The following is a 25,602-nucleotide window of genomic DNA, read 5'->3' on the forward strand; positions in this document are numbered from 1 at the left end:
TTATTGCTCCGTTGCAGGAGCGGGCTTGACGGGCTTCGCCTTGATATCGCCCTTGTCCTTCAACTTCATGGCGCCCTCGGCGATCACCTTGTCACCAGCCTTGAGGCCTTCCATGACCTGCCACTGGCTGCCCTGCATTTGGCCTAGTTTGATTACCTGCTTGTGCGCTTTGTTGTCATCACCGGCCAGTAGCACGCTGGCGCCGCCCTTGGCGTCCAGGATTACGGAAGCCTGCGGGATCAGGATGCCTTGCGCCACCGTGCCTTTGACGATACGCGCGCGGACATACATGCCCGGGAGCAGCAGGCCGTTAGGATTGGGGAACACCGCGCGAAGGGTAACGGACCCGGTCGACGGATCGACGCTGACGTCCGAAAACTCCAGACGGCCGGTCAGGGGATAGGCCGAACCGTCGTCTAGCGTCAGGCTGACGTCGGCATGATCAACCGCGCCGAGTTCACCGCTCATCAGGGATTTCTTCAACCTCAGCACGTCCGTGGCAGATTGGGTTATGTCGACATAAATCTTAGACAGATCCTGAACCGTGGCCAGAGGTGTCGTCTGATTGGCGGTCACCAGCGCGCCGGGCGTGACCGCAGACTTGCCGATTCGGCCGGAAATAGGAGAGGCGACCTTGGTATAGTTGAGATTGATGCTGGCCGTTTGCACATTGGCTTTTTGCAGGGCAAGCGTCGCCGCAGCGGTTTTCAGATCGGTCTGGGCGTCGTCATAATCCTGCTGGCTGACGGCCTTGATGGCGATCAGCTGCTTGGCGCGATCAGCCTTCAGTTTGGCGGCATCGTAATTAGCCTGGGCCTGTTCCTGTTGCGCCTGTGCGCTGGCCAGCACCGCCTGGTAGGTCGAGGGATCGATCTGGTAAAGCGACTGCCCCGCCGACACGACTCCGCCTTCGGTAAACAGGCGCGATTTGATAATGCCCCCCACCTGAGGCCGCACGTCCGATACTAGGTAGGCCGAAGTCCGTCCCGACAATTCTTGTGTCAAACTCAGCGGTTGGGTCGAGACCACGACATAACTAACATTGGCCGCCCCCCCTGGTCCCCTTTTACCCCCGGCGTCGTCTTTTTTTGCACAGCCGGCGAGACAAGCGACGCTCAACATCAACGCGGCGACAGGGACAAAAGCGGGTTTCAACATCGAGGCCTCATTATATACCGTCACCTTAACGCTATCGCGCGTCAAATCCGGCGAAAAAATATAAATACGCGAATGATGACAGTTTTTGTCTGGTGATAATTACTAACCGCTCGAAAAGAGGTATATTGCATATGTGCTTAAGAAGCATTCGGTTGGAGAGCGAATCGACATATTCTATATTTTCCAAGTTTCGCCATGGATTTTTTCGATGAATGACCTTGGCGTTGTAAAGCCGGTTGACGGTGTCAGCCTAGGCGTTGTCGTAGAAACCGCAAACACTCCGACCAATGGTTCGATACCCGCCGGCCTCATCAGTTGCCAGACCTCATCGACGCTATAAGTCTGGTAGTTACCGGCAAACCGCGTGCAACTTCTGGCTTGAGTTTAAGGTCACGCTTCACCCGCGCAGACGGTGGAGCAGGATCATTATGCTGAACGATGCGTTCAAAATAGGTATACTAGGCAATCGGCAAAACCTGCAGATCGGCCATAGCCATCAGGCTCGCACCGATGGCGCTGATGTGACTACGCCCGTATGTCTCATCGTCGATGAACGCAGTCAGCGCTTGAACGGGCAGTCGAGCACCACCTAGGCGAATAAGCAGGCCTGCTCAATATCTCATTAGCCTGCTGAAGCTCCTGGTTCTCGCGCTCCAGGACGTTCATCTTCTCGGCCAGATCAGGCGAGGCGCCTGCACGCTTACGCTGTCGACCTCAGTCTTCCTCATCAAGTGGTTTAACATGCCTAATACAGCCGATCTTCTGGGCCACAGACAAGATGGGGGCATTGCGATGGGTAATCGGCTTCGTGATCCAGAGCCTTCCGTACAAAGTGGTCGCAGCTCTGGGGGGGAATTCATTCGTCGTCTTGTTCGTTATGGTCTTAATCTACTCACGAGCTAGGGCCCCTGCCCAATCCGGTGCGCTTCAAACCGGTTTTAGATTGGCTCGTGCGAACCGCGTGCGGAGTATCGGGGCAAGCGCAACGCTTTTCGAATTACCTAGATTATCCCGCTGACAATCAGCCGATGATTCGCACGCGCAATTCCACATGACGGAAAAATACGAATCAACACGGTGCATCTGTGCTTCGTTCAGCAAAAATAAATTACTCCCACCCAGGAACCTCCGGGCGTTAAGTGGATCGGCCAAATAAAGAAGAAGCAAAAAATTTAAAGGGTCTTGAGCACGAATCGGAATCCCAAAGGCGCGATTATTCTAAGGCTGTCGTTATGGGCGCATATTTCTACTGCTAAATAACAAAACTATCGCTTGCTAGTCGAGAAACGATCTCTATGATCTAAACATTGTTTATAAAATGCTTTATTTTATTGTATAGCGTATGATATATCAGAAGGGCATCTTCAATGAACGTTCATGATGCATGTGTTAAGGACTTTCGCGCATGGGCCGGTCTGAACACTGTCTTTTGGAAGCAATATGACTTGGCGGGAGAGGTAGGCCTCGGTGCCATTTATGTCGACCTAATGCATGACCATCCAGGGTATCTTCTCCGGAATATCTTAGCGGGAAGATTGCTTGGCCTTAGAACCGGGCGCCCTGTTATCGGCTTAACTGGGGAGTTTGGCATTGTCCCAACTTCGTGCCCTCGCCGGTCGGCCTCGGCACTTGCCATTTTGGCACAGTCGTTTGGTGTCGAGTTGGTTACCCTTGACAACTGGCAGGATACCGCCGCTTTTCTGGTCCTTCTCAAGGACGCGCTCCATTCTGCTGGTTTGGATATAGAGGCACGGGGGAGTGCGATGCGCGATTTCCTCCGTACCTGGACTCTCGATGATGGCTTGCCTGTCGGCAGATTGCTTTACGATAGCGTGCTGCGAATTTATTGTATCGAAACATTGGATTTCGTAGACGAACGTGTTGTCGCGGTAGGGGCGAATCTGCTGTGCTTGCTTCAGGCAGTGGATATTCAGTTTTCCGCTTGGGAGCCCGTATGGTTTGTAACCGGTCATTCGGATTATTCCCCTTATGGATTGATTGCGGATAGGACGCTTAGGCGGAAGGGGAAGGTTCTTTTCATCCGCAACGAGGGTTTTGTCCGTGCGCATATATTGGAGGGGGCGCCGAAGCTCGGACAAACTCTTCAGGGAAAGATCCGAGAGCAAAGCGTTTCAATGCTCCAGAAGCAATATGAGACCCTTATTGCCAATGGTCGAGACCATATCTACAAGCATGTGGATCTGGTATGCTCACACGGTTTTCACCTCTCGCACCGAGCTTTGACACAGTCGGTAGCGAGGCCTGAGGGGGAAGCGTTGAGGGCGGCGCAATCGTTCATATTGCAAGCGTTGAATCTCGATCCTGCGGCTCCGACAGTGGTGTTGTATACGATTACATTTTCCGATATCGCGTTGAACGACACCCAAATCTTCGCCGATAATTATGTCTGGTTGGAAGAGGTGCTGGCCTTTGCATATGGCCATCCGGAAGTTAATTGGGTGATAAGGGTTCATCCGAACGATGAGATATACAATACAACCGGTGCCGTCCGGCGGCTCATAGCGCAATATGAGCACTGTTCCCACATACATTTTCTGGCTCACGGCATATCCCCTCAAGTCTGCTATCTTATTGCAGACATGGCAACCACGGTCCGTGGAAGTCCTGGCATCTTGGCCGCCTATCTGGGTATACCAGTGGTGTTATGTGGTCGGGGTTTCTATTCGGACCTGGGCTTGGCAAGGGTCGCGGAAAGCCGTGATGCCTATTTCCGGATGCTGCTTGATGTCATCAAGGGACGTCCCGAAAGTCCCGGTAGCCGTGATGCAGCTGCGGCATTCATATTTGACGAAGTTGTACTGTTTAATATCTACTCAACGTTTTTGGGTGAATTCGATGAAGCGACGGAAATTGACTACTGGCAACGTCAGATCCGTCGCATAAAGTCATACGACCCGATGGGGGATCAGTTTGCCCGCGCGCTTTTCTACTCCGTGGAGACGGGTCAGCCGCGTGTTAGCTTGCCGATCGATGTTAATTTTATGCCTGCGACTATAGGGGGACGTGAAGAAGATCAGCGGACAGACGTCGATTTCAGCGCCGGGAGCGAAAATCTTATTCCGGTTCTTGGGCCGCATGAAGCCGAAGCCTGGGGGACTTGGCTGCCCGCAGGAAGGTCCGCCTTCCTTATTTATGTGTCGACTATGGTAAGCGGAGGGGTTTCGGTTCGTATTAGGTGCCGCGGCCTTGTATACGCCGGCCTGCCGAAACCCTCTTTTAGACTTGAGCTCAATGGATACGCAACGTCTGAGATCGAGATTGACCATCCAGAGATGGCGGAGTTCCTTTTAGAGGTTCCTGGATTGGAGCGAGTTGAGCCCGGATATCAGTTTCTGGGTATTGTCTCAAATGGCGGGGGAGTTCCGATTCAGGTCGGAATCAACGAGGATGTCCGGCATCTCACAGTCGCAATAGAGTGTATTAGTATAGTTTCGGCGGACTAAGAGGTATGGGTTGGCCTTTCGGGGCAGGTTGACGCAGAGTTTATTGTTAATCGATACCCGAGATTGCCTCTTTTTTCTCCGCCCTGTAGTTTAGGTTAGTTTGGCGGCGCTAACCCTGAGGGGGCATGCCGCCTCCCGTTTTTCTGAAGAGTTAAAATCTTAAAATGCTGATTTCGTACGCGCAAAATTTTGAAGATGTGCTTCTATGGCGCGCTTTAAAAACAGTAAGTGACGGCTTCTATATCGATGTTGGCGCGCAAGATCCGGTAATAGATTCGGTTACTAAGCTTTTTTATGACAAGGGGTGGCGTGGTGTTCATGTCGAGCCGACACCAGATTACGCGAGACAGCTGCGCGCGGCGCGCACGGGGGACGTTGTGCTTGAAGCCGCCGCCTCCAACCAGCGCGGACAGCTAATTTTTTATGAAATTCCGGGGACCGGAATTTCAACTGGCGATGCTGAGATTGCGGAAAAACATCGTCAGAGCGGGTTCGAGGTCAGGGAAATATCGGTCCAGGCTGTTACATTGGCGGACGTCTTTGAAATGGCACGCGGCCAAGACATCCACTGGATGAAGGTGGATATTGAGGGCATGGAGTGGCAGGCTCTTCGGGGATGGGGAGCTTCGAACGCCCTACCTTGGATCGTAGTGGTCGAAAGTACGCTTCCGTTGACAACTATCGAAGCTCATTTCGAATGGGAACCGTTGTTACTTCAGCGCGGCTATGTCTTTGTCTATTTTGATGGGCTTAATAGATATTACGTTTCTCCGGAAAAAAAGGACCTGGCTCGATATTTCACCTATGGCGCAAGTTTAACCGATGACTTCTGCCTGAGCGGTTTGGCCTCCGCTCCCTTCTGCCGACACGTCCTTGAGCAAGGGCTAGTCAACGTAGGTGAGCTTAACGAGCAGTTGCAAGCCGCCAACGAGACGGTTGTACGCGAGAAGGGCGCGCGTGAGGCATCCGAGCGCCAGCATGTCGCTGTACAACGCAGCAAGGATCAGCTTCATACAGCAAAGTTAAGCGCAATCGCCAGCGAACTCATCGAGGTGCAGAGGGAGGCGAGGGAGCGCGAGGGCAGTCTTAGGACCAAAATCGAATCTCTGACCACGGAATTGCTTGAAACGCAGAAGCGGTCAGTGGAGCGTGAAAACGCTGCAGCAGATCGTGAGCAGGCATTAAATAGAACGATCTTGCAGATTAACGAAACGTTACGGCTGTCTGCATCGCAATTCGCCGCACGTGAGCTGGATTTAAAAGATGAAATCAGTCAGCTGAAGGCTCAGGAGCTTAAAAATATAGGCTTATTGCGTGAGTTTCAAGAGAGTTTCGTCCAGGCGCAGGCGGAGCGCGATCAGGCTCGGGACAGTTTCGAAGTTGCCCAAAAGGAATGGCTTCACAGGATGGACCAGTTGCAGGCATCTCTGGCGCAAGCGGCGGGGCGCGAAACTGAGATGGCTGAGACTTTTGGGACCTTACAGCTCCAGTCTGAGTTGCTTTCTGATGCGGCAAATGAAATGTACACCCACTTTTTGGGAATTCAGGAGCAATTGGTGGCGGTCAAAACCAGTCACTCTTGGAAGCTGACACGGCCGCTACGGGCGCTTAAGCGACTGGCGTCCGGAGCGGCCGCAATTGAAGATAATTCCGTCATTCGCTTCATCTGGCCGCCGGAAAGATTGCGTTTAGGTCATGCGTCGGATCCGTACCCGTCGATTGAAAGTGGTCGTGATGGCGCAACTCCAGCCATCGAGATAAAATCTCTAAATGATTTGCTTCGGCTCGCTGACATCGATTTTGTATTTGCGATTTATCGTTCTGTACTGAGGCGAGAGCCGGACGAGGGAGGGCTTGCACAAAATTTAGAACGTGTTCGTCGCGGGGATGATAAGCGTCGTATCGTTTTTGATATCAGAACCTCTGCTGAAGGCAGGTCGGTGAATGCTGTATTGCCGGGACTTATTGCTACGCGTTCTAGGATGAGGGCGGCCGCAAGCTCTGTTCGAAATTTGTGGTGGAAGATTACTGGCAGAGCCGCAATAGAACGTGCGGTGAGGGTCTTGGAGAACCAGATTGGAATATTGCGGGCCCGACAAGCTCAATATAGTGGGGCCATCGATACCAAACTTGAGGCGCCCATAATTGAGAAAGCGTCGAATGCAGTTGCCGTAGAAGTCCCTGCCGTCCCAGCGAGTTCTAAGCCGATGATCGTCGGTGTTGGCCCGAAGTTTGGTCGAATTTCTGAAAAAACGCAGAAAATTAACGAACTAACATTTTTCGATTTGGTTATGTCTAATGAGTCAGGGGCGCGGTAAGATGAAAATTGTTCTGGACCTCCAAGGTGTTCAGGGCGAAAGCCGGAACCGCGGAATCGGCAGGTATAGCCTTTCCCTAGCAAAAGCTCTTGTGAAAAACCGTGGCAGCCATGAAGTTATTATAGCGCTCAACGGTATGATCTCCGAAACAATCGAGCCCATTCGCGCGGCGTTCGACGGGTTATTGCCGCAAGAGAATATTAAGGTCTGGAATGCTGTCGGACCAACGACGCCCCTGATCGCGGGGACGCAATGGCAGTGCGAAGTCGCCGAGTTGACGAGGGAAGCATTTCTGGCGAGCTTGGAGCCCGATTTTGTTCACATATCAAGTCTGTTTGAAGGATTTGGAGACGACGTTGTCACGTCGATCGGGCGTTTGCCGGGGCATATAGCGACTGCGGTTACGTTTTACGACCTCATCCCTCTGGCACAAAAGGAAGTCTACCTAGATCCCAACCCGGCATACGAACATTTTTATAATAGAAAAGTAGAGTTCCTCAAAAAAGCCGACCTCTTCTTAGCGATTTCGGAGTCTGCGGGGCATGAGCTTGTCGACTATCTTTCGATCCCGCCCGAACGCATCGCAAATATAATGGCGGCTGTCGACGAGCAGTTCGTGCCTCAGAAGCTGGATTTAAATGCGCAGGACGCTATACGACGTAAGTTCGGTATAAAAGACTCGTTTGTTATGTATTCTGGTGCGACGGACGAGCGGAAAAATCATCTAAGGCTGATCCGGGCGTTTGGATTGTTGCCAACCGCCATTCGGAAAGATCATCAGCTTGTCTTTGTGGGCAGCCTCCCCCGAGAGCATGATATTCGATTCAGGCAGGAGGCAAGGGATTATGGCCTCAATGACGGCGATTTGGTCATTACCGGCCGCGTTACAGACAGGGAACTGGTCGAACTTTATTCGACGACGGACTTGTTTGTTTTTCCGTCTTGGCATGAAGGTTTCGGCCTGCCGGCGCTCGAAGCCTTGGCGTGCGGCGCACCCGTTATTGGTTCGAACAATACCAGCATCCCGGAGGTTATCGGCCTAGAAAGCGCCTTGTTTGATCCGTTCGAGGAAGGGGCAATCGCGGCCAAGATGAGCCAGGCGCTGACCGATAAAGCGTTCAACGATCTGCTGAGGACTCACAGCCTAAACCAGGCAAAGAAATTCTCTTGGGATATCAGTGCACGGAAGACCTTGGCGGCGATGGAAAATAGCGTGAAAAGCGCTGACGTGATACGCCTCAGCGACCGGCCGGCCTATGTCGCCGACCTCATTCCTGAGATGGCCAGGCAGGTTGTGCCGCTGGTGTCCATGCTTCAGCCCCCGGCGGAGGTGGTGCGTGAGCAATCGCGTCACATAGCGAACAATTACCAGACGGGCGTGCGCCAATTGTTGATCGACGTTTCGGAATTGGCGCGTCACGATGCCAGAAGTGGTGTCCAGAGAGTGACTCGTAGCCTAGTAAACGAAATTCTGCAAAATCCACCCATGGGCTACGACGTCCAGATGGTATACGGCGCGCATGACAGGCCAGGATATCGTTATGCACGGAAGTATCGGTGCCAGTTTTTAGGTTTGCCTGATTGTGATTACGAAGACGAAATCATCCGCTTTTCGGCGGGCGATATCTTTCTCGGCCTGGACCTTCAACATGACGTCACCTTGACGAACAGGAATACGTTTGCCGAGATGCGCAGTCGGGGTGGGCGCGTGTACTTTATGCTATACGACCTTCTGCCGGTGCTTATGCCTGAGAAATTCCAGACGCATATGGGTGAGCTCCACTCCGACTGGCTAAAGATTCTGGCCCGGGCGAGCGGTGTGGTGTCTATCAGCGAGACCGTGGCGCGGGAATTTCTGACTTGGCTTGACCGGAGTGGCCCCACTCGGTTGCGTCCCTTGAAAATTGGCTGGTCCCATATTGCTGCGGATATTAATGGGTCGCGCCCCGATGAAGGGCTTCCGGATGACGCAAAAGAAGTGTTGGCGAAGCTAGCGGGAAAGCTGACGTTCCTGGTTGTCGGCACTATCGAGCCGCGAAAGGGGCAAAAGCAGATTCTCGAAGCGTTTAACCGCCTATGGAGCGATGGGATAGACGTCAATCTGGTTCTTGTGGGCCGTGAGGGCTGGAATGTTCAGGCGCTCGGTTCAGCCTTGCGTACGCATAAAGAACTTGGCGGCCGATTATTCTGGCTTGAGGGGATAAGTGACGAGTATCTCAACAAAGTATATTCTGCATCGGTGTGCCTAATTGCGGCTTCGGAAGGCGAAGGCTTCGGGCTGCCGGTCGTTGAGGCTGCCGCCCACGGCTTGCCGCTGATTGCGCGCGATATTCCTGTCTTTAGGGAGATTGCCGGAGTACATGCCCACTATTTTTCCGGCTTGGAAGCGGAGGATTTGTATAGCTCGCTTCTAAATTGGCTCGAGCTCCGCCGCAAGGGACAGGTGCCGACAACCTCCGGCCTGCGGCGGCTAACCTGGATGCAAAGTGCGCAAAACCTGTTGAACCTAATTTTGAAAGACGGCTGGCAGACCGAATGGAATCGGAGTTCAGGACAGGATGCAACTGATACGGACCTGTCCAATTTTGCAGCAAAAGCAAGTGTGATGTTGGGGCGACGGAGCGACCAGAGGGGGGAGCATACACTGTTTGTCGACGTCAGCGAACTTGTCAGGAAGGACTCGCGCAGCGGTATTCAGAGAGTTACGAGAGGTATACTTCGTGAACTCCTGAAGTCGCCGCCGCCGGGCTACAGGGTCATGCCGGTTTGCGCTAGCGAAAAAGCAGATGGCTATCGTTCGGCGGTGGAGTTTCTTTTTAATTTTACGGGTTTGCCTGATCTAGACTTGGCGGAGGAACCTATCGACGTTAAGCCTGACGACATTTTCTTGGGCTTGGATCTTCATCTGGTCATCGCGCCACGACAGGAAGCTTTTCTCTCGCAAATGCGGCAAGCCGGCGCCAAGGTTTATTTTATTGTCTATGACCTTCTACCCTTGATTTTGCCGGCCTATTTCCCAGAGGGGACAGAAATGGCCTACATGAATTGGTTGGGAAGTATTGCAAAACACGACGGTATCATTTGCATTTCGAGAACCGTGGCGGATGAGCTGAACACTTGGTTAGATAAAAGCTATGCCGATGGTAACGCGCTGAATATCGGTTATTTCTATCTTGGCTCTGATATACGCGGAGAGCAAAGTATAAAAGGGCCGAGCGTGGAGGATCAGCGTCTGATTTCAGCCATCAAACATAATCGGATTTTCTTAACGGTATCGACCGTCGAGCCGCGCAAAGGGCATCTCCAAACGCTTAAGGCCATGGAGCGGCTGTGGGCGGACGGTAAGGACGTCTGTTGGGTTGTCGTCGGCGCAAAAGGATGGAATGTTGAAGCGTTGTCCGATCGCATGGTGAAACATGCGGAATTTGGCAAGCGTCTGTTTTGGCTGAAGAACGTAAGCGATCGCTTCCTTGAGGAATTGTATCGGTCAGCGGACTGCCTGATATTCGCTTCCGAAGGGGAAGGATTCGGGCTCCCGCTGGTTGAAGCGATGCAGCATAATCTGCCTGTTGTTGCGCGTGACTTGCCTGTTTTTCGCGAAGTCGGAGGGGATTATCCAAATTATTTCAATGGTTTGGACCCGGATAATTTGGCCGATGTCCTTGGTGACTGGCTCGAGCGGCCTGTTGAAAACAAACTGGTTACCCAATTTGACGTATCGGGGCTCAGCTGGGCCGAAAGTGCGGCGCAGCTTAAAGCCGTGCTTTTCGATGAAAAGTGGTACAAAATAAGAAAGGCCGAAGGGCGCAAGGTGTATAAGGCGCATGACAGGAGATTTGGCAGCCTAAACGGTATTCCAACTGCGGGTGGGGTTAAGAGCAGTGGCGATGCTGGGTATCTTCTTTTCGGTCCATATGTACCCCTGGAGGTCGGGTCATATATAGTCGAGGTTAATGGACATCTCGAAAAATTGGAATGTGGGTCCAGCTATGTCGATGTCGCTTACGACCGCGGAGCGCAAGTGTTGGCAAGGGTCCCGTTTGGGACGCAGAAGGATGGGGTTTTGGCATCATTTGTCGTTGCACCATCACAATCTATCCAGGACTTAGAGGTACGAGTCTGGACGGGAGCAGGCGATATTGTCGAGGTTACCCAAGTGAACGTAACTAACCAGGCTGAAGTGGCAGTCGCACACTAACCCACCCATGGCAACCGAAAGACAAAGCCAGTTCGGATCGCCTCTAGTCAAAAACCTGGTGCATTTCGGCGAGCAAGAATTTGTTGCGCCCATCGAGGTTGTCATCTTGTTCTGGGCGCGGGAGTATGCTTTAAACATCATCAATGTCTCATTCATTGGTGTTTGGTTACCTCTTTCTTATGAAAGAGGTAGGAAAAATTTCCTTTTGGTGATTGCCAAAGCTGGCGGGGATTGTCGAAATTCCGACATAAGAACTTATAGGTTTCAAATGACTGATCAAATTCTGCGCGCAATAATCCCGCTCGATGATGCAGAGACGACTTACGACTTAGGGATTCTGAGAAAGCTTCATTCTGTGCCCACTGAAAGGTGGACAGGAGGAAACGGTCGAGCTGTATGGGGCGAATGGAATCATCCGGGTGAAAGCGGGCGCTCATTAACGTCGATTGTACATGCGCCCTTGGACTATCATTGGGATTTTGTGATAAAGCGCGGGACAGTTGCTGTCGATATTGGTGGCCATTCCGGTGACACGGCGATCCCTATGGCGCTAATCGGGTATGATGCGGTACCGAAAACAAAGAGCAATGTGGTTGTTGTTGAGCCAAATCCTGCGGTTCTTCCGGTGCTGCATGTCAACCTGGCAATGAATACACATATTGGTGACTTCTACGTCGTCGAGGCCGCGATTACCAACTCCGATATGGATGAGATAGAACTGGCCGATCACGGCAATGCAGAGTGCAACGGTGGGGTACTCGAAGGCGGGCTGTCCGCAGATCTTGCAAAAAAATTGCGTGATGTTGCTGGCGTCAAATACAAGGCCCGCGGTGTAAGTATGGAAACGTTATTCCATCAGATTGAAACCGATATTGGCCAGCCCGTAGGCTTTATCAAAATTGACTGCGAAGGATACGACAAGGAGATTATTCGTCCCTGCCGTGACCTGTTCGCCAAGTCCAAACCGGTTTTGTTTGTCGAATGGTTTGCCTGGTTTGCGCCTGACGACGACCGCGATCTGTTCGATGTAATCAAGTCTATCGATTACGTGCCTTATGACCCAATAACACTTCAACCCGCAAGCCTGTCCAAGCGCATTGGTGACCTGTTGTGTTTTCATAAGGACGAGATACCGTCGTTTGTTAAGGCCAGCCTTTCGTAGCAGCGGTTAAAAATTCTGGTTATTATGAATGTCGGTTTTTGCCGCGACCAAGGTTAGCATAGGACGGATAATAAGACTTTCCGCGCGTTTTGTACGTAGCCAGCCAGCAATGCGCAGCGTCTTGCGGAAGTTTGTTGGCATGCTCCCTGAGGACATACAGCGTAAACTTCAAAAAATTGCGCCGGCGAGTCCGGTCGAAGCCGGCCTGTTAAGCGGTTCTAATCCAAATTTTGATCCGCATCTGATTGGCGAGGACAGATGGATTTATGATCGCTTAATGGCCTGGGTGCCTGGTGCTTCAGAGGAAATCGAAGATGAGGTTGTGCCTGGACCTTCAGGTCCTGCAAGGAGAGTCCGCTGACCGCGGCGTAGGCCGGTATTCTGCAGGATTGGCCAAGGCGATCTTGGAGGACAACCGCGTCGCCCTCAAGCTCCTACTGAATACAGCCCTTACAGCTCGCTTCGATCACGCGGTGCAATGGGCCGAACAGAACGGTCATGGCCACAATATTTGTGCATACCATGGCCTTGACAGGATCATGGGGCTAATCGCGGATAATCAGCGGCGCTGGCGGTTTTCGTCTGCGCTTTATGATGGCTACGTTCAGAGTTTGGATGTGGATGCTATTCATTTCTCGGCGCCATTCGACGGCATGGGTGATGACACGGCGATGGGAGACCCGCGCCTCGATATAAATCCCGGCATCTTTCAAACCGCCACGCTATACGACCTTATTCCGTTCGAGGAGCCGGATCTATATCTTGCCGACGCTAGATATAGGCAATGGTTTGAAGATCGCTTCGAGCGCCTAAAGCGTTGTGATTGTCTGTTTGCGATTTCCAATTACACCCGCAATGTGGCGATTCAGTATGGAATATCTCCAGATAAGATAGTAGCTATCTCTTCCGACACGGACGAGAAATTCAAACCGCTGACAGTGTGTGCCGATGATCGCGCAGCGCTTTTGCATCGCATCGGTATTGACAGACCATTCGTCATGCATACTGGAATTCTGGAGACGAGAAAGAACGTTCGGCTGTTGCTGGATGCATTTGCACAGATGCCCCAAGACGTCTGTCGTAAGCACCAGATTGTTTTGGTTGCAAATGCTACGGACCTACAGAAGCAAACCCTTACAAATTATGCAATACGGTTGGGCATAAGGCAAGACCAGCTAGTATTCGCAGGCTTCCTGAACGATTTAGATCTGATAAAGCTCTATAACATCACGGAATTGCTTGTCATGCCTTCTCTGAAGGAAGGCTTTGGTCTTCCACTATTGGAGGCCATGCGTTGTGGAGCGCCGGTTCTTGGGGCTAAGGCAGCAAGTATACCGGAAGTTGTGGGAGCTGACGCTTACCTTTTCGACCCTCGAAACGCCTCAGACCTGAGCGCCAAAATGCTCACCCTGCTAACAAACCCCGCCGCGGCCGCTGCGGCCCGACACTATGTTTTACAGCAACAGGCTCGTTTTTCTTGGAAAAGCTCGGCCGATATTGCGGTAACTGCGTTGTTAGAACGCTGGAAGGCGCATGAACGGCGTACCAATGCGGCGATTACAAGATACTATGTCATGGATGCTGTAACGACGCCATCGGTCTCACCCGGACGGTCCGGCGGTATTGTGTCGATCCCACTCCTGCAGATAAAGAAATCGGATTTGTCGTCTGTTCAGGAGGCTGCAGCCCTGAATGGGCCTTTTGGAGCGACTTTTGCGAAAGGATTGAAAAAGCTGTGCGTGTCCCGAGAGCTAGCCTATTTTTGCGAAGGCTACGGTGCCCTGTCGTCGACGAGAAGTCTGGATAAGGTTACCGTCGCCGCGCACAGTCTGAAAAATATGCAAAATGCCGTGGGCGTAGACAGCGGAGGCCTGTCAGGAAACCAGCGCAAGGCTAGACAGGAGGCGGAACCTTTCCTCGGTCCGGCACTCAGTAATATCACCACTATTTCCGACATGATCCGGGCGATGGCTTTGGATTTTAGGTCTGATGAAGCCGCCGAATTGTCTCAGGTGATAGGAGCCAATTTTTCGCCTCGCGGCCGCCCCCGGACTCTCCTTGTAGACATATCGGAACTTGTCCATCGGGATGCCAAGACGGGTATTCAACGAGTGGTAAGAAGCATATTGTTGAGCTTTCTTTCTAAATCGCAGCTGTATCGGATCGAGCCCATATACAGGGAAGGGACGACTTACCGATATGCACGGCAATTCACAGCTAGGTTCTTGGGTTTGTCGGCGCTAAATCTGACCGATAGCTATGTGGTCTTTAATCCCGGCGATATTTTCCTCGGGTTGGATCTCGACGCGACAATTACGCCGGAAGCCCTGGACGTTCTGAAACGCCATCAGTGCCGTGGGGTCAGACTGGTATGGATTGTCTATGACATCTTGCCCGTAGTACGGCCTGAATGGTTCGATGCAGGACTGGCTCGAGCAGTCTCCACCTGGGTAGACCATCTGCGGGACTATGCCGATGAATTGATATGTATTTCCAAGACCGTCGCGGATGAGGTCAAGGCGTACTATTCAAGGCGCCGAGCAGAGGATTCATCGGGCCCCGAGGTTTCGTGGTGGCATCTAGGGGCAGACTTGGAAGGCAGTATGCCCACCAAAGGTGTGTCTTCGGTCGAACAAGCAGCGCTGGATGCTATTCCTGTGGATATGCCCATATTCCTGACCGTCGGGACAGTGGAACCCAGAAAGGGCATTCACAAGCTTTTGGACGGCGCGGACTCGTTCTGGGCTTCTGGCGCTGAAGGCTGCTTTATAATCGTCGGAAAAACAGGTTGGGCCGTAGATGCATTGGTGGCGCGGATACGGGGTCATAGAGAGTTTGGGTGTCGGCTCTTCTGGTTTGAAGGTGCCTCTGACGAAATTCTTGCGCGGCTTTATCGGCGCGTGACGGCCGCATTATTGCCGAGCGAAGGGGAGGGCTTCGGCCTGCCACTGGTCGAAGCCGCGCGGTGGAACCTTCCCATCGTCGCGCGCAATATACCTGTATTTAAGGAAATTGCCGGTTCACACGCCTTCTATTTTACGGACGAGACACCAGGTATCTTTTCGAGTTCGTTAAAAAAATGGCTCGCGCTTTACAATGCAAATCAGCACCCGAAGTCCGACTTTCCCCTTATGACATGGGAGCAGAGCGCCCATAGCCTAATAGAAGTAATAGCTGATGGTGCGAATTCTCCGGATTTGCTACAGCCACCCATGCCAGCAATGGGCCAAGAGGGACAGCACTAGTTTCGGACGTCGATTAGCCGACAAAGCTATCGCTATAGCAGTGGCGACTGCTGCGGCAAAATTTTTGGCGAGTTTGTCTTAGCGCATAGCGATACGTCTCTATACTAGGCTAGGCCTACTGCGTCACAAAAAAATTGTTGGCCGGGTCTAGCATGGAAATTTTTGCTTGTAGCAACTTAGCGCTATGGTGGATCTTTATCGGATAGCCAGCATTGAGGCTCTGAGTGATTAATGGCCTACCGTTGTGGAAGGGGCATGCTTAACCTTCGGCTGAAACTGAACACTGCGAGTAACCCAGCCAAAACTCGTGCGACGTCACGCCTTGTTCCTTTATATTAAGAACGACAATCAGTGGCGCACAAAATAATATTCAGCTGCATAAGGCTTAAGCTTGGGCGCATAAACTGGCGGCTATCTTCAGCCTACTATTTCTACGCCTTCACTGGCGAGTTGTTTGCGAACATTGCCTTCGTTGATCGGCGGCAAGTTATGAAGCCTGGCATAATCCCCAGCGGCATTGAGCATAGCACCCATATTAGTCGTCGGGAAGGTGAGGAACCAGAACTCGTTGGTGCCGTATCTGAGACCCGGAAACTCTATAGCCTGCAACGTCAAATAGCTATATAGCCCGAACTTCAGGTGCGCCGAAATGTCCACCTTGAACTGGTTGAGATGGTGAAGGCGCAGCGGAAACGGCTCGCAATCGTAGTAGGCGTTAATCTCCCCGATCCAGACTTCCTCATGTATCATGCCTTCCCATCGCGTGCGCGGTAGATTGCGATATAGTCGGCGATGGGTTTCTTTTGTAGAGCGAGCTGACGCCAAAACGTCGGGTATATTGTCGAGTGAGTAGCCGTCTTCCTTTACATAGTTGAGACGCTCGAGGTCGAAGACATTGGTGAGGGTGTCATTGAGCGTGTCCTTAACAGCAAGGAACTCCTCCGGCTGGATTAACTCGTCGCAGTCTATAGCGAGTATCCAGTCCGTTTTTGCACGCTTGGCCCCATAATTTCGGGGGTGCGCAAATCCAAAGAAATAGAGGTTCTCGCGCGGATAAGTTAGTACCAGATCATTTTTACCTAAAAGGTCACCGTAAATCTCGTGACTTCTGTCTGTAGAGCCCATGTCAACAATTATGACTTGGTCACTTATTGCCTTTATCGGCGGCAGGGTAATAGGGAGCATTGCTTGTTCATTGTGAGCAATGAGGACAGATGTAAGTGACATGGAATTTCCTTAACGCTTACTGCGTTGCCCCCTGTTCACCTTCCGGAACAAAATGTCCCGCTATGATGTCTGGGTCTTGTTCGTAAAGCTTAACCATATCGGCTGCCGCGCCGGCGGCGACAATACGGCCCTTTTTCATGTATATTGCCTTATTGCATATCTGCTGAATAATGCCGAGAGAATGAGAGGCAAGAACCAGGACGCGTGAGCGTTTTACATATTCAGTTGTGCGTTCGATTGCTTTGGCCAGGAAGTTGATATCACCGGCTAGGAGCCATTCATCCATAAGCACTACGTCAGGCCGATAGGATGTCGCCACGGCGAAGGTTAAGCGCCCCAGCATTCCAGATGAGTAGGTATATACCGGAAGCTCGATGAAGTGGCCAATATCCGCTGCCGCGATAATTTCGTCGATATTGGCTAGCACTTCCTTTTTAGTGATACCTCTGTAATAGCTAAGTAGGAATATATTTTCCCGGCCGGAGAGCTCCATATCAAGACCCAGCGTCGTGTTTAGGGCGGCAGATATTTCGCCTCTCACATTAACAAGTCCAGAAGAGGGCGCAAGGACGCCAGCCATTACCTTAAGAAGCGTTGACTTTCCGGCCCCATTATGCCCGATCAAGCCAATCCGGTCGCCGTCGTTGGCGATGAGGTCGATATCTTCAAGGGCGCGAACATTAACGATGTCGTTGCTCGACTTGAACAATGTCCCCCCGACCAGGCTCGAAGCTGTGCGGCGCAAGGATTTTGCCGATACGGAGTATACGGGCAGATAACAGGTAACGGATCTCAATTCGATGGTCATCGGTACAGCCAGAGCTCACAGCCAAAAGTTGATTAATTTCTTGTGTTTATTGAAAACGACGAGGGTGACAGCCGTGCCGACGACAAGCATGACTGTACAGAAAATGAAGCTTGTGCCGGGAATTACGTGTTCAAATATTGGAGCCCTGATAAGCTCGATTAAGTGATATATCGGGTTGAAAAGAAGATAAGGGCTATTCGGATGAACCTGAGACGGCATCCAAACTACGGGGGTGGCGAATTGCGCAAGCTGCATGGCGTATTGGGTCATCTGTGCCATGTCACGGAAGCGTGCGCACATCATTCCTAGAATAATTGAAATCCAGACAAGGTTTAGTGAGATCAGCAATATGCCTGGAATAGCGAAAATGATTTTATAGTCAACACTATACCCGGTCAGAGCAAAGGTTACAACGACAGCGACCATGTAATGCGCGAAGACTATTAAATTTTTAACAATTGCTCTTAGTATAACCGACGAATAAGGAACCATTATTGACTTAATCAAGCTGGCGCTGGCCTGAAAAATTGAAGTCGACTCGTTAATTACGGCAGAAATAAAATTCCACGCGGCTAAGCTGATAGCAATATAAGGTAGAAATTTTCCTGGATCAGTCTTCATGATTTGACTATACAGAAAGCCAATGCCAATAATTGTTACACCCAAGCCCATGACAAGCCAGAAGGGGCCCAATATACTTCGTGCATAACGCTGACGAACATCTTGGTAACCTAGGAAAAGCCACAGGCGCCAATTTCTGCATCCGTCCAGAAGGTCGGCGTAACCATTCCAGGTGCGGGTTGAAACACTTAACATTTCTGACATAGTGAACTTACATATTTGTGTTGGCGGCGGATGCTAGTAGCAACTTCAATTGAGCGCCGTCAAGGTTAAGGTGCGCCTACAGGTAACTATTATAGCAGGCTACTTGTCCACAAATCTGTTGTGTCAAATTTGAGGCAACGGGCGGGGAATATGCGAGGACTAGTTTGAATGCAAAACAGCGCCAAAAAGCCCCCTTATTGTCCGGCTTAGCGAGGTTCGAGACTTTACCTGTTCGGGTAAACGGGCCAGATCCAATTCGGTTAGGTCAGCATTCGACGCTGCGGTAATCGATTCAGGCTTGGCAAACTGTAGACCAACCGGAGCTGATTCGGGCTGACCGGCGGGCGGATCTGGGACCGGGACCGGGGTCGAACGAGGCGGCTTGGTGAAACCCGATAGCTTGCCCTCGCGGACCGATCTATAGGCCTGCAAGATTCCCGAGCCATTATTAAGTATGCGGACAACCCGTTTTGAGCAATTCTCCACAAACGCGTTGCTGAGGGTATCAGCCGAAAACTTATGGGCCGGTTCGCAGAACGAGGTGACGAATTCGATAAGCATCCCTTTGCGGGGGGTGTCGGTCACGTTCGCAAAAGTACCATGCCAGATGTGGCCGACAGCGACGACAACAGAGCCCTCGGGACAGATGACTTTAACGGCTCCGTCCGGTATCGTGCCCGGCGTTAGGCCGCCTTGCCACGGCAGCGTTATGCGCTGTTGCTTCTTGTGGGTATGGGGAATGACGTAAAGTGCGCCGTTGTCCTCGGTAAATTCGTCCATGGCAATTATGCATTGCAGCACCACTGGGTAGGAGGGCGGAGGTAGTGGGGCGCCTACCTTTCGGTCGAAAGGGGAGTCCTGGTGAGGCCCGAAAATCGCACTATCCGGGGCGGGTCTGGACGTCGACATGGCAATATTGTCGATTATGCAGTCCCAGCCCAGTACTGTTTCGACAACAAGCGCGACCAGAGGGTTATCGATAATTTCCAGGATTTCGGTCCCGGCATTGAATAGCCCAACCTCGTACCGACCGGCATTTTGCAGGTTGAACCGGGGTATGCCTTCTTTAAAGGCGCGGACCTCAGCCGCCAGCGCACCGGGTAACACCACGAAGCCTGCACCGTCCGTCAGGGCTTTTTTCGTCTCCCTGATGAATTGGGGGTCGTAGATGGAAACAGGGCGCAGACCACCCAGGCCTTCATGGGGGGGCACCAGCGCGTGCGGGGCGGCTCCTGCACAGTGGTATTTCCTGTGATGGGTGAGATTGAAGGCGTTCAGGTTTCCAAGATAGCTGAACTGGTCGCGATTCAACGCTGATATCGCCTGGATATCTTCAAAATCAAGATATGCGTCGTTGGCCGCGAGTACATAATCGTCAACGTGCTCGACTTTGCTGGTTGCAGGTATGGGAAAGATGCCGTGTCTCATGATCCAGCTCAAAACAATTTGAGCGGGTGGACGTCCGTACTTTTCTGCTATTGCCTTGATACAAGGATCAGAGAACAAATTTAAATGGTTACTGACTTGACCGAAGTGAAAGGGTGTATGTGCCACCACGTTCACGCCTTGGTTCTGACAAAACTGTAAAAGTGCATTATTATGAGCGAACGGATTGAACTCAATCTGCGCCGAATAGGGTTTGATGCGGGCGATGGACAGCAGGCGCTGCATCTCAAGAATATTGAAGTTCGATACGCCTATATTAGGTACGCAGCCGTCATATACGAGTGCCTCAAGCTGAGGCCAGACTTCCTCGATACGAAATTCATCTGCAAATCCGGCATCGTCCGTTTTCAAAGGCCAGTGAATGATCAATGAATCGAAGCGTTTTGCACTGAAATCCTGCAGCAGCCCTTCGTAAATTGACTTGAGCGACATAAGATGCGCTTCGCCGTCGTGAGACCGGTTTCTGCCGAGGTCCGTCACCCACAACTTTTGGCTGAGATGAACCTCGTCCCTGGGGATACCCAGTTCAAGCAGGATCTCGTCCAACTCCGACAAGGCGCCGACCTGATAAAACGAAGCCGTGTCTAGATACCTTATTCCCGATTTAAGCGCTTTGACGAGGACATCACGCGATACGCCTGCGCCCAAGCCGCATCCAAGCCCGACTTTAGAACCAACGAAATTCAAGCTTAGACCTCCTGCGTGTATTGGGTGTCGCGTTTCGGGTATACGTTCCTGAGTCTAATTGTCAAGGGCGCGGCAAGAACTCACTTGAATGTATGGCTAACTTCGCTAAAAGGGCGGGATTTTGTGGCTCCGTGCATGGCGCCAGTAGACTGTGAGAGTAAGGAAACCATGTCGAAAACTGCGATTATCACGGGAATCGGGGGGCAGGACGGTGCTTATCTGGCACAACTTTTGCTCGAAAAAGGTTATCAGGTCTATGGCACCTACCGGCGCACAAGTTCTGTTAATTTCTGGCGTATCGAAGAGCTGGGTGTCGACAAGGACCCCAACCTGCATCTGGTCGAACACGATCTCACCGACTTGTCGTCGAGTATCCGTCTGGTCGAAAGCAGCCAGGCGACCGAAGTCTACAATCTGGCGGCACAGAGCTTTGTCGGCGTGTCTTTTGATCAGCCGATTACAACCGCTGAGATAACAGGTATTGGGGCGGTCAATATCTTGGAAGCTATTCGGATCGTAAATCCGAAGATCCGGTTCTATCAGGCATCAACTTCCGAAATGTTCGGGCTTGTTCAGGCGGTTCCGCAGTCGGAGACGACGCCCTTCTATCCGCGCAGTCCCTACGGCGTGGCGAAGCTGTACGCACACTGGATGACGGTGAACTACCGTGAGAGCTACGATATTTTCGGATCGAGCGGCATTCTGTTTAACCATGAATCACCGTTGCGGGGACAAGAGTTCGTGACGCGAAAAATCACTGACAGTATGGCGAAAATCCAGCTGGGGAAGCGTGATGTTTTGGAACTAGGGAATCTAGATGCGAAACGTGACTGGGGTTTCGCCAAGGAATATGTCGAAGGCATGTGGCGGATGTTGCAAGCGGACGAAGCCGATACGTTCGTGCTTGCAACAAATCGAACGGTTCCGGTACGCGATTTCGTTGCGCTGGCAGGTAAGGCTGCCGGTTTCGACCTAGAATTTCGCGGTGCCGCTGAAGAAGAGGTTGGGGTCGATCGCAACACCGGTAAGACCATAGTTCGCGTCAACCCGAAGTTTTATCGTCCATCTGAGGTCGACCTGCTGATTGGTGATGCTTCTAAAGCGAGACAAAAGCTTGGATGGGAGCCGAAGACACCGCTTGAAGAGCTGTGCAGCCTGATGGTTGAAGCCGACCTGCGCCGGAATAAGGCGGGTGCCTCCTTCTAACGGTTCGTCGTTGGCATTGTAAACGCCAGCGGTATAACAACAAAGTGGTGTGGTGCTGACGATGAAAAAACGAGTCTTGATTACTGGGGCCGCGGGTTTTGCCGGACGGCATCTCGTGCCGTTAATGTCTGGGCAAGGATTCGATGTCGTCGGGACTTCTCATGATCCCGTAAGAGCCAATGTTGATGGTTTTTGTCAACTATTGCCGGCGGATCTTCTGAACTTTGACGAGGTGATGTCTGTCGTACGCGAAGTCCGCCCAACGCATGTCGTTCACCTGGCGGCGATATCATTCGTTGCCCACGAGGATGTTCGTGAAATCTATGACGTGAACATAGTGGGGACGCGAAACCTACTAAGGGCGCTGGTCGAGATGCCGGAAAAGCCTGACGGAGTCCTTTTGACGAGTTCCGCTAATGTATACGGGAACTCGGATCGTGAAGTCCTGGCAGAGACGGACGTGGTGAACCCTGCCAACGACTATGCGGTCAGCAAGCTCGGCATGGAGTTAATGTCACGACAGTTCGTACATCGGATGAATGTCATGATCGCCCGTCCGTTCAACTACACGGGGCGGGGCCAGGCAGGCAACTTTCTCGTGCCGAAGATTGTGGATCACTTCAAAAGCCGTCAGCGCGTCATTGAGCTTGGAAATGTGGACGTTTCGCGCGACTTCTCTGACGTGCGCAGCGTCGTCGCATATTTAGCTAGGTTGCTCGAGCTCCCGCAAGCTTCTGGGCAGGTCTACAATATCTGTTCTGGCCGTCCTGTAAGCCTTCAGTCCATAATCGATATTTGCGAACGCATTTCCGGGCATAAGATTGAGGTCATAATCAACCCAAAGTTTCAGCGCGCTAACGACGTCAAGATGCTGGTCGGAAATCCGCATAAGCTGCATGCAGTTGCTGGGGTGATCGATACTTTTACGATGGAAGATACCCTTCGTTGGATGTTGGACAGCGAGGCATAGATCGGCTTGGAATGCCTGAATTATGCCCGGCCCTCCTTCCGTCAGATCTCGTATTCAGGGGCGGTCGTGAGATAGCCATTTCCGAACATATAGCGCACAATTTGCTCGGCTAACGCCTCCGGCGTCGTGCTCGTGGTATCGACATTGATTTCAGCCGCCGCGGGAACTTCATATGGGCTGTCTATGCCGGTAAAGTGCTTGATTTCACCTGCACGCGCCTTGGCGTAAAGACCTTTGACGTCGCGTTGTTCTGCCACACCGAGTGGCGTCGAGACATAAATCTCAATGAATTCACCTTCGGCCAACAATTCGCGTGCCATTTGCCGCTCAGCACGGAATGGCGAGATGAATGAAACGAGCGTGATCAGTCCGGCGTCGACCATCAGCTTTGACAATTCAGCGACACGGCGGATGTTTTCAACGCGATCGGCATCTATGAATCCCAGATCCTTATTCAGACCGTGGCGAACATTATCGCCATCCAGCAGATAGGTATGGTGCCCGAGGCTAAGCAGTTTTTTCTCAACGAGATTGGCGATCGTCGATTTCCCGGCGCCTGATAAGCCGGTGAACCACAAGACCGCAGGCTTCTGGTTTTTGGCCGCAGCACGCGTCGCTTTGTTGACGTCAAGCGCCTGCCAATGAACGTTGGTGGCGCGGCGCAGACCGTGATCGATCATGCCGGCGCCGAGCGTCAGGTTGGAGACGCGATCGATAACGATAAATGCGCCCATGGCATGATTGTCGGCATAGGCATCAAACGCTACGGGTTCTTGGAGCGCGATGTTGACGACAGCGACCTCATTCAGCTTCAATGTCTTGGCGGCTAAATTGGCGAAGGTGTTGACGTCTGTCTTATGCTTGATCTCTGTCACGGACGCTGAAACCGTTTTGGCGCCGATCTTGATCAGTAGGGTACGACCGGGAATCAGTTCCTGATCGCTCATCCAGATGAGGCGCGCCTGGAACTGGTCGGACACCTCCGGCCGTGCCTCCTTGGCGGCCAGCACATCCCCGCGCGAAATGTCGATCTCGTCGGCCAAGGTCAAGGTTACGGCCTGGCCAGCGCCGGCGACGGGAAATTCGCCGTCATAGGTGACAATTGATCTGAGTGTTGACGATTTGCCGGAATTGGCGACGATGATTTCGTCCCCTGGGCGGATCGTGCCCGACGCGATGGTGCCGGAGAAGCCGCGGAAATTGAGGTCCGGGCGATTGACCCATTGCACCTGTAAACGGAACGGTTTGTCGCTCAGATCCTGATCGATCTGAACGGTTTCCAGATGCTCGACCAGGGTGGGACCGTCATACCACGGCATTTTATCGCTTCGCGCTAAGACATTGTCGCCGTAGCGTGCGGACATGGGAATTGCCTGAAGGGTTTCAAAGCCGAAATCGGCCGCAAACGCCTTATAGTCCGCGACAATTTTGTCGAATACAATCTGACTGTAGTCCATCAGGTCGATCTTATTGACCGCGAGGACGACATGCTTGATCCCAAGCAGCGACACGATAAAGGAGTGCCGGCGCGTCTGCGTCAGAATGCCCTTGCGCGCGTCGATCAGGATGACGGCCAAATCCGAATTGGAGGCGCCGGTCGCCATGTTGCGGGTATATTGTTCGTGACCAGGCGTATCGGCAACGATGAATTTGCGTTTTTCGGTCGTGAAGAAGCGGTAGGCCACATCGATGGTGATGCCTTGTTCGCGCTCGGCCTGAAGGCCGTCGACAAGCAAGGCCAGGTCGATATCGTCGCCGACGGTGCCGTGCTTCTTTGAGTCCTTTTCGATACTGGCCAGCTGATCTTCGAAAATCAACTTTGTATCGTAGAGCAGGCGGCCAATCAGGGTCGATTTGCCGTCGTCGACGCTGCCGCAGGTCAGGAAACGCAGCAGGCTTTTTTGTTCATGGCTGGCCAGGTAATCAATAAGCGCCTGGGTTTCCATTTTTTCCGCAACAATCGCGTTCATCAGAAATACCCCTCACGCTTCTTCTTTTCCATCGATCCGGCTTCATCATGATCGATCATGCGGCCGGCCCGTTCGGACGTGCGCGCCACGAGCATTTCGGCGACAATTTCTTCTAGAGTGTCAGCTTCGGATTCAACGGCGGCCGTGAGCGGATAGTCGCCCAGCGTGCGGAACCGAACCGATTTCATCTCGGGCACTTCGCCGGGCAGGAGCGGCAGGCGCTCGTCGTCGACCATGATCAATTGACCGCCGCGTTCGACGACCGGACGTTTCTTGGCGAAATAGAGCGGCACTATTGGAATATTTTCCATCAGAATATATTGCCAGATATCCAGCTCGGTCCAGTTCGATATCGGAAAGACGCGGATGCTTTCGCCGGGTTTGACGCGCGCGTTGTACAGGTTCCACAATTCGGGCCGCTGGTTCTTGGGGTCCCAGCCATGATTTTGTGTCCGGAAGGAAAAGATGCGTTCCTTGGCGCGGCTCTTTTCCTCATCCCGGCGGGCACCGCCAAACGCCGCATCGAAACCATATTGCGTCAGCGCCTGCTTCAGCGCGTCCGTCTTCATGATGTTGGTGAAGACGTTGGAACCGTGATCGAACGGATTTATATTGTTGGCCACGCCTTCCTGATTGGTGTGGCTGATCAGGTTGAGGCCCAGGCGCGCCGCTGTGTCATCGCGGAACTTGATCATCTCGCGAAACTTCCATGTCGTATTGACATGCATGAACGGGAAGGGCGGCTTGGATGGATAAAAGGCTTTGATGGCCAAGTGCAGCATAACCGACGAATCCTTGCCGATCGAATAGAGCATGACCGGGTTTTTGAACTCGGCGGCGACCTCGCGCATGATGAAGATCGACTCGGCTTCCAGCCGTTTCAGGTGGGTCATGCGTTCGGGTGTGATCGTCATACAG

At 52.3% G+C, this 25,602-nt stretch carries 14 protein-coding genes; 7 read left to right on the plus strand and 7 right to left on the minus strand.

The window, feature by feature from the left end:
• Entirely contained in the window at nucleotides 1-1,158 is a 1,158-nt protein-coding gene (locus RCJ00_RS09265) for an efflux RND transporter periplasmic adaptor subunit (protein ID WP_411267530.1), read from the minus strand.
• Nucleotides 1,159-2,525: 1,367 nt separating this feature from the next.
• On the opposite strand from RCJ00_RS09265, the gene RCJ00_RS09275 reads away from it, so the two are divergent.
• From RCJ00_RS09275 to RCJ00_RS09295, 5 genes are all read left to right on the plus strand, one after another.
• A complete protein-coding gene (locus RCJ00_RS09275) occupies nucleotides 2,526-4,622 on the plus strand; it encodes a capsular polysaccharide export protein, LipB/KpsS family (protein ID WP_316221541.1) in 2,097 nt (698 codons plus the stop codon).
• 164 nt (nucleotides 4,623-4,786) lie between these two features.
• Nucleotides 4,787-6,940, plus strand: coding sequence for an FkbM family methyltransferase (locus tag RCJ00_RS09280; RefSeq protein WP_316221542.1), 2,154 nt, complete (start codon nucleotides 4,787-4,789; stop codon nucleotides 6,938-6,940).
• Between the two features lies 1 nt (nucleotide 6,941).
• The gene (locus RCJ00_RS09285; RefSeq protein WP_316221543.1) at nucleotides 6,942-11,138 is read left to right on the plus strand and encodes a glycosyltransferase family 4 protein; all 4,197 of its coding nucleotides are present in this window, start codon (nucleotides 6,942-6,944) and stop codon (nucleotides 11,136-11,138) included.
• Between the two features lie 7 nt (nucleotides 11,139-11,145).
• Entirely contained in the window at nucleotides 11,146-12,300 is a 1,155-nt protein-coding gene (locus tag RCJ00_RS09290) for an FkbM family methyltransferase (protein WP_316221544.1), read from the plus strand.
• Nucleotides 12,301-12,614: 314 nt separating this feature from the next.
• Nucleotides 12,615-15,545 carry a glycosyltransferase family 4 protein gene (locus tag RCJ00_RS09295; RefSeq protein ID WP_316221545.1) on the plus strand — a complete coding sequence of 977 codons (2,931 nt, stop codon included), beginning with the start codon at nucleotides 12,615-12,617 and terminating at the stop codon, nucleotides 15,543-15,545.
• A gap of 417 nt (nucleotides 15,546-15,962) precedes the next feature.
• Here the strand turns inward: RCJ00_RS09295 and RCJ00_RS09300 are convergent, their stop codons facing one another.
• The 4 genes from RCJ00_RS09300 to RCJ00_RS09315 form a co-directional block, all read right to left on the minus strand.
• The gene (locus RCJ00_RS09300; RefSeq protein WP_316221547.1) at nucleotides 15,963-16,772 is read right to left on the minus strand and encodes a glycosyltransferase; all 810 of its coding nucleotides are present in this window, start codon (nucleotides 16,770-16,772) and stop codon (nucleotides 15,963-15,965) included.
• Nucleotides 16,773-16,788: 16 nt separating this feature from the next.
• Nucleotides 16,789-17,580: an ABC transporter ATP-binding protein gene (locus RCJ00_RS09305; protein WP_316221549.1), complete on the minus strand. Its 792-nt coding sequence runs from the start codon at nucleotides 17,578-17,580 to the stop codon at nucleotides 16,789-16,791.
• A gap of 15 nt (nucleotides 17,581-17,595) precedes the next feature.
• Nucleotides 17,596-18,405 (minus strand): ABC transporter permease, encoded by an 810-nt coding sequence (locus RCJ00_RS09310; protein ID WP_316221550.1) that lies wholly within the window; start codon nucleotides 18,403-18,405, stop codon nucleotides 17,596-17,598.
• Nucleotides 18,406-18,564: 159 nt separating this feature from the next.
• Nucleotides 18,565-20,538, minus strand: a complete 1,974-nt coding sequence (locus RCJ00_RS09315) for an aldo/keto reductase (RefSeq protein ID WP_316221551.1) — start codon at nucleotides 20,536-20,538, stop codon at nucleotides 18,565-18,567.
• 168 nt (nucleotides 20,539-20,706) lie between these two features.
• Here RCJ00_RS09315 and gmd point away from each other — a divergent pair, with 168 nt between their 5' ends.
• Together gmd and RCJ00_RS09325 are read left to right on the plus strand one after the other, a co-directional pair.
• Nucleotides 20,707-21,744: a GDP-mannose 4,6-dehydratase gene (gene gmd / locus RCJ00_RS09320; RefSeq protein ID WP_316221552.1), complete on the plus strand. Its 1,038-nt coding sequence runs from the start codon at nucleotides 20,707-20,709 to the stop codon at nucleotides 21,742-21,744.
• A gap of 61 nt (nucleotides 21,745-21,805) precedes the next feature.
• A complete protein-coding gene (locus RCJ00_RS09325) occupies nucleotides 21,806-22,714 on the plus strand; it encodes a GDP-mannose 4,6-dehydratase (RefSeq protein ID WP_316221895.1) in 909 nt (302 codons plus the stop codon).
• 41 nt (nucleotides 22,715-22,755) lie between these two features.
• Here RCJ00_RS09325 and cysN read toward each other — a convergent pair whose 3' ends face one another.
• Together cysN and cysD are read right to left on the minus strand one after the other, a co-directional pair.
• Nucleotides 22,756-24,684 carry a sulfate adenylyltransferase subunit CysN gene (gene cysN, locus RCJ00_RS09330; RefSeq protein WP_316221554.1) on the minus strand — a complete coding sequence of 643 codons (1,929 nt, stop codon included), beginning with the start codon at nucleotides 24,682-24,684 and terminating at the stop codon, nucleotides 22,756-22,758.
• Nucleotides 24,684-25,598: a sulfate adenylyltransferase subunit CysD gene (cysD, locus tag RCJ00_RS09335; protein WP_316221556.1), complete on the minus strand. Its 915-nt coding sequence runs from the start codon at nucleotides 25,596-25,598 to the stop codon at nucleotides 24,684-24,686. Before cysD ends, cysN begins: the two co-directional genes overlap by 1 nt.
• Nucleotides 25,599-25,602: the final 4 nt, after the last annotated feature.

Origin of the sequence: Asticcacaulis aquihabitans, assembly GCF_032490435.1 — a bacterium.
Classification (GTDB): Bacteria; Pseudomonadota; Alphaproteobacteria; order Caulobacterales; family Caulobacteraceae; genus Asticcacaulis.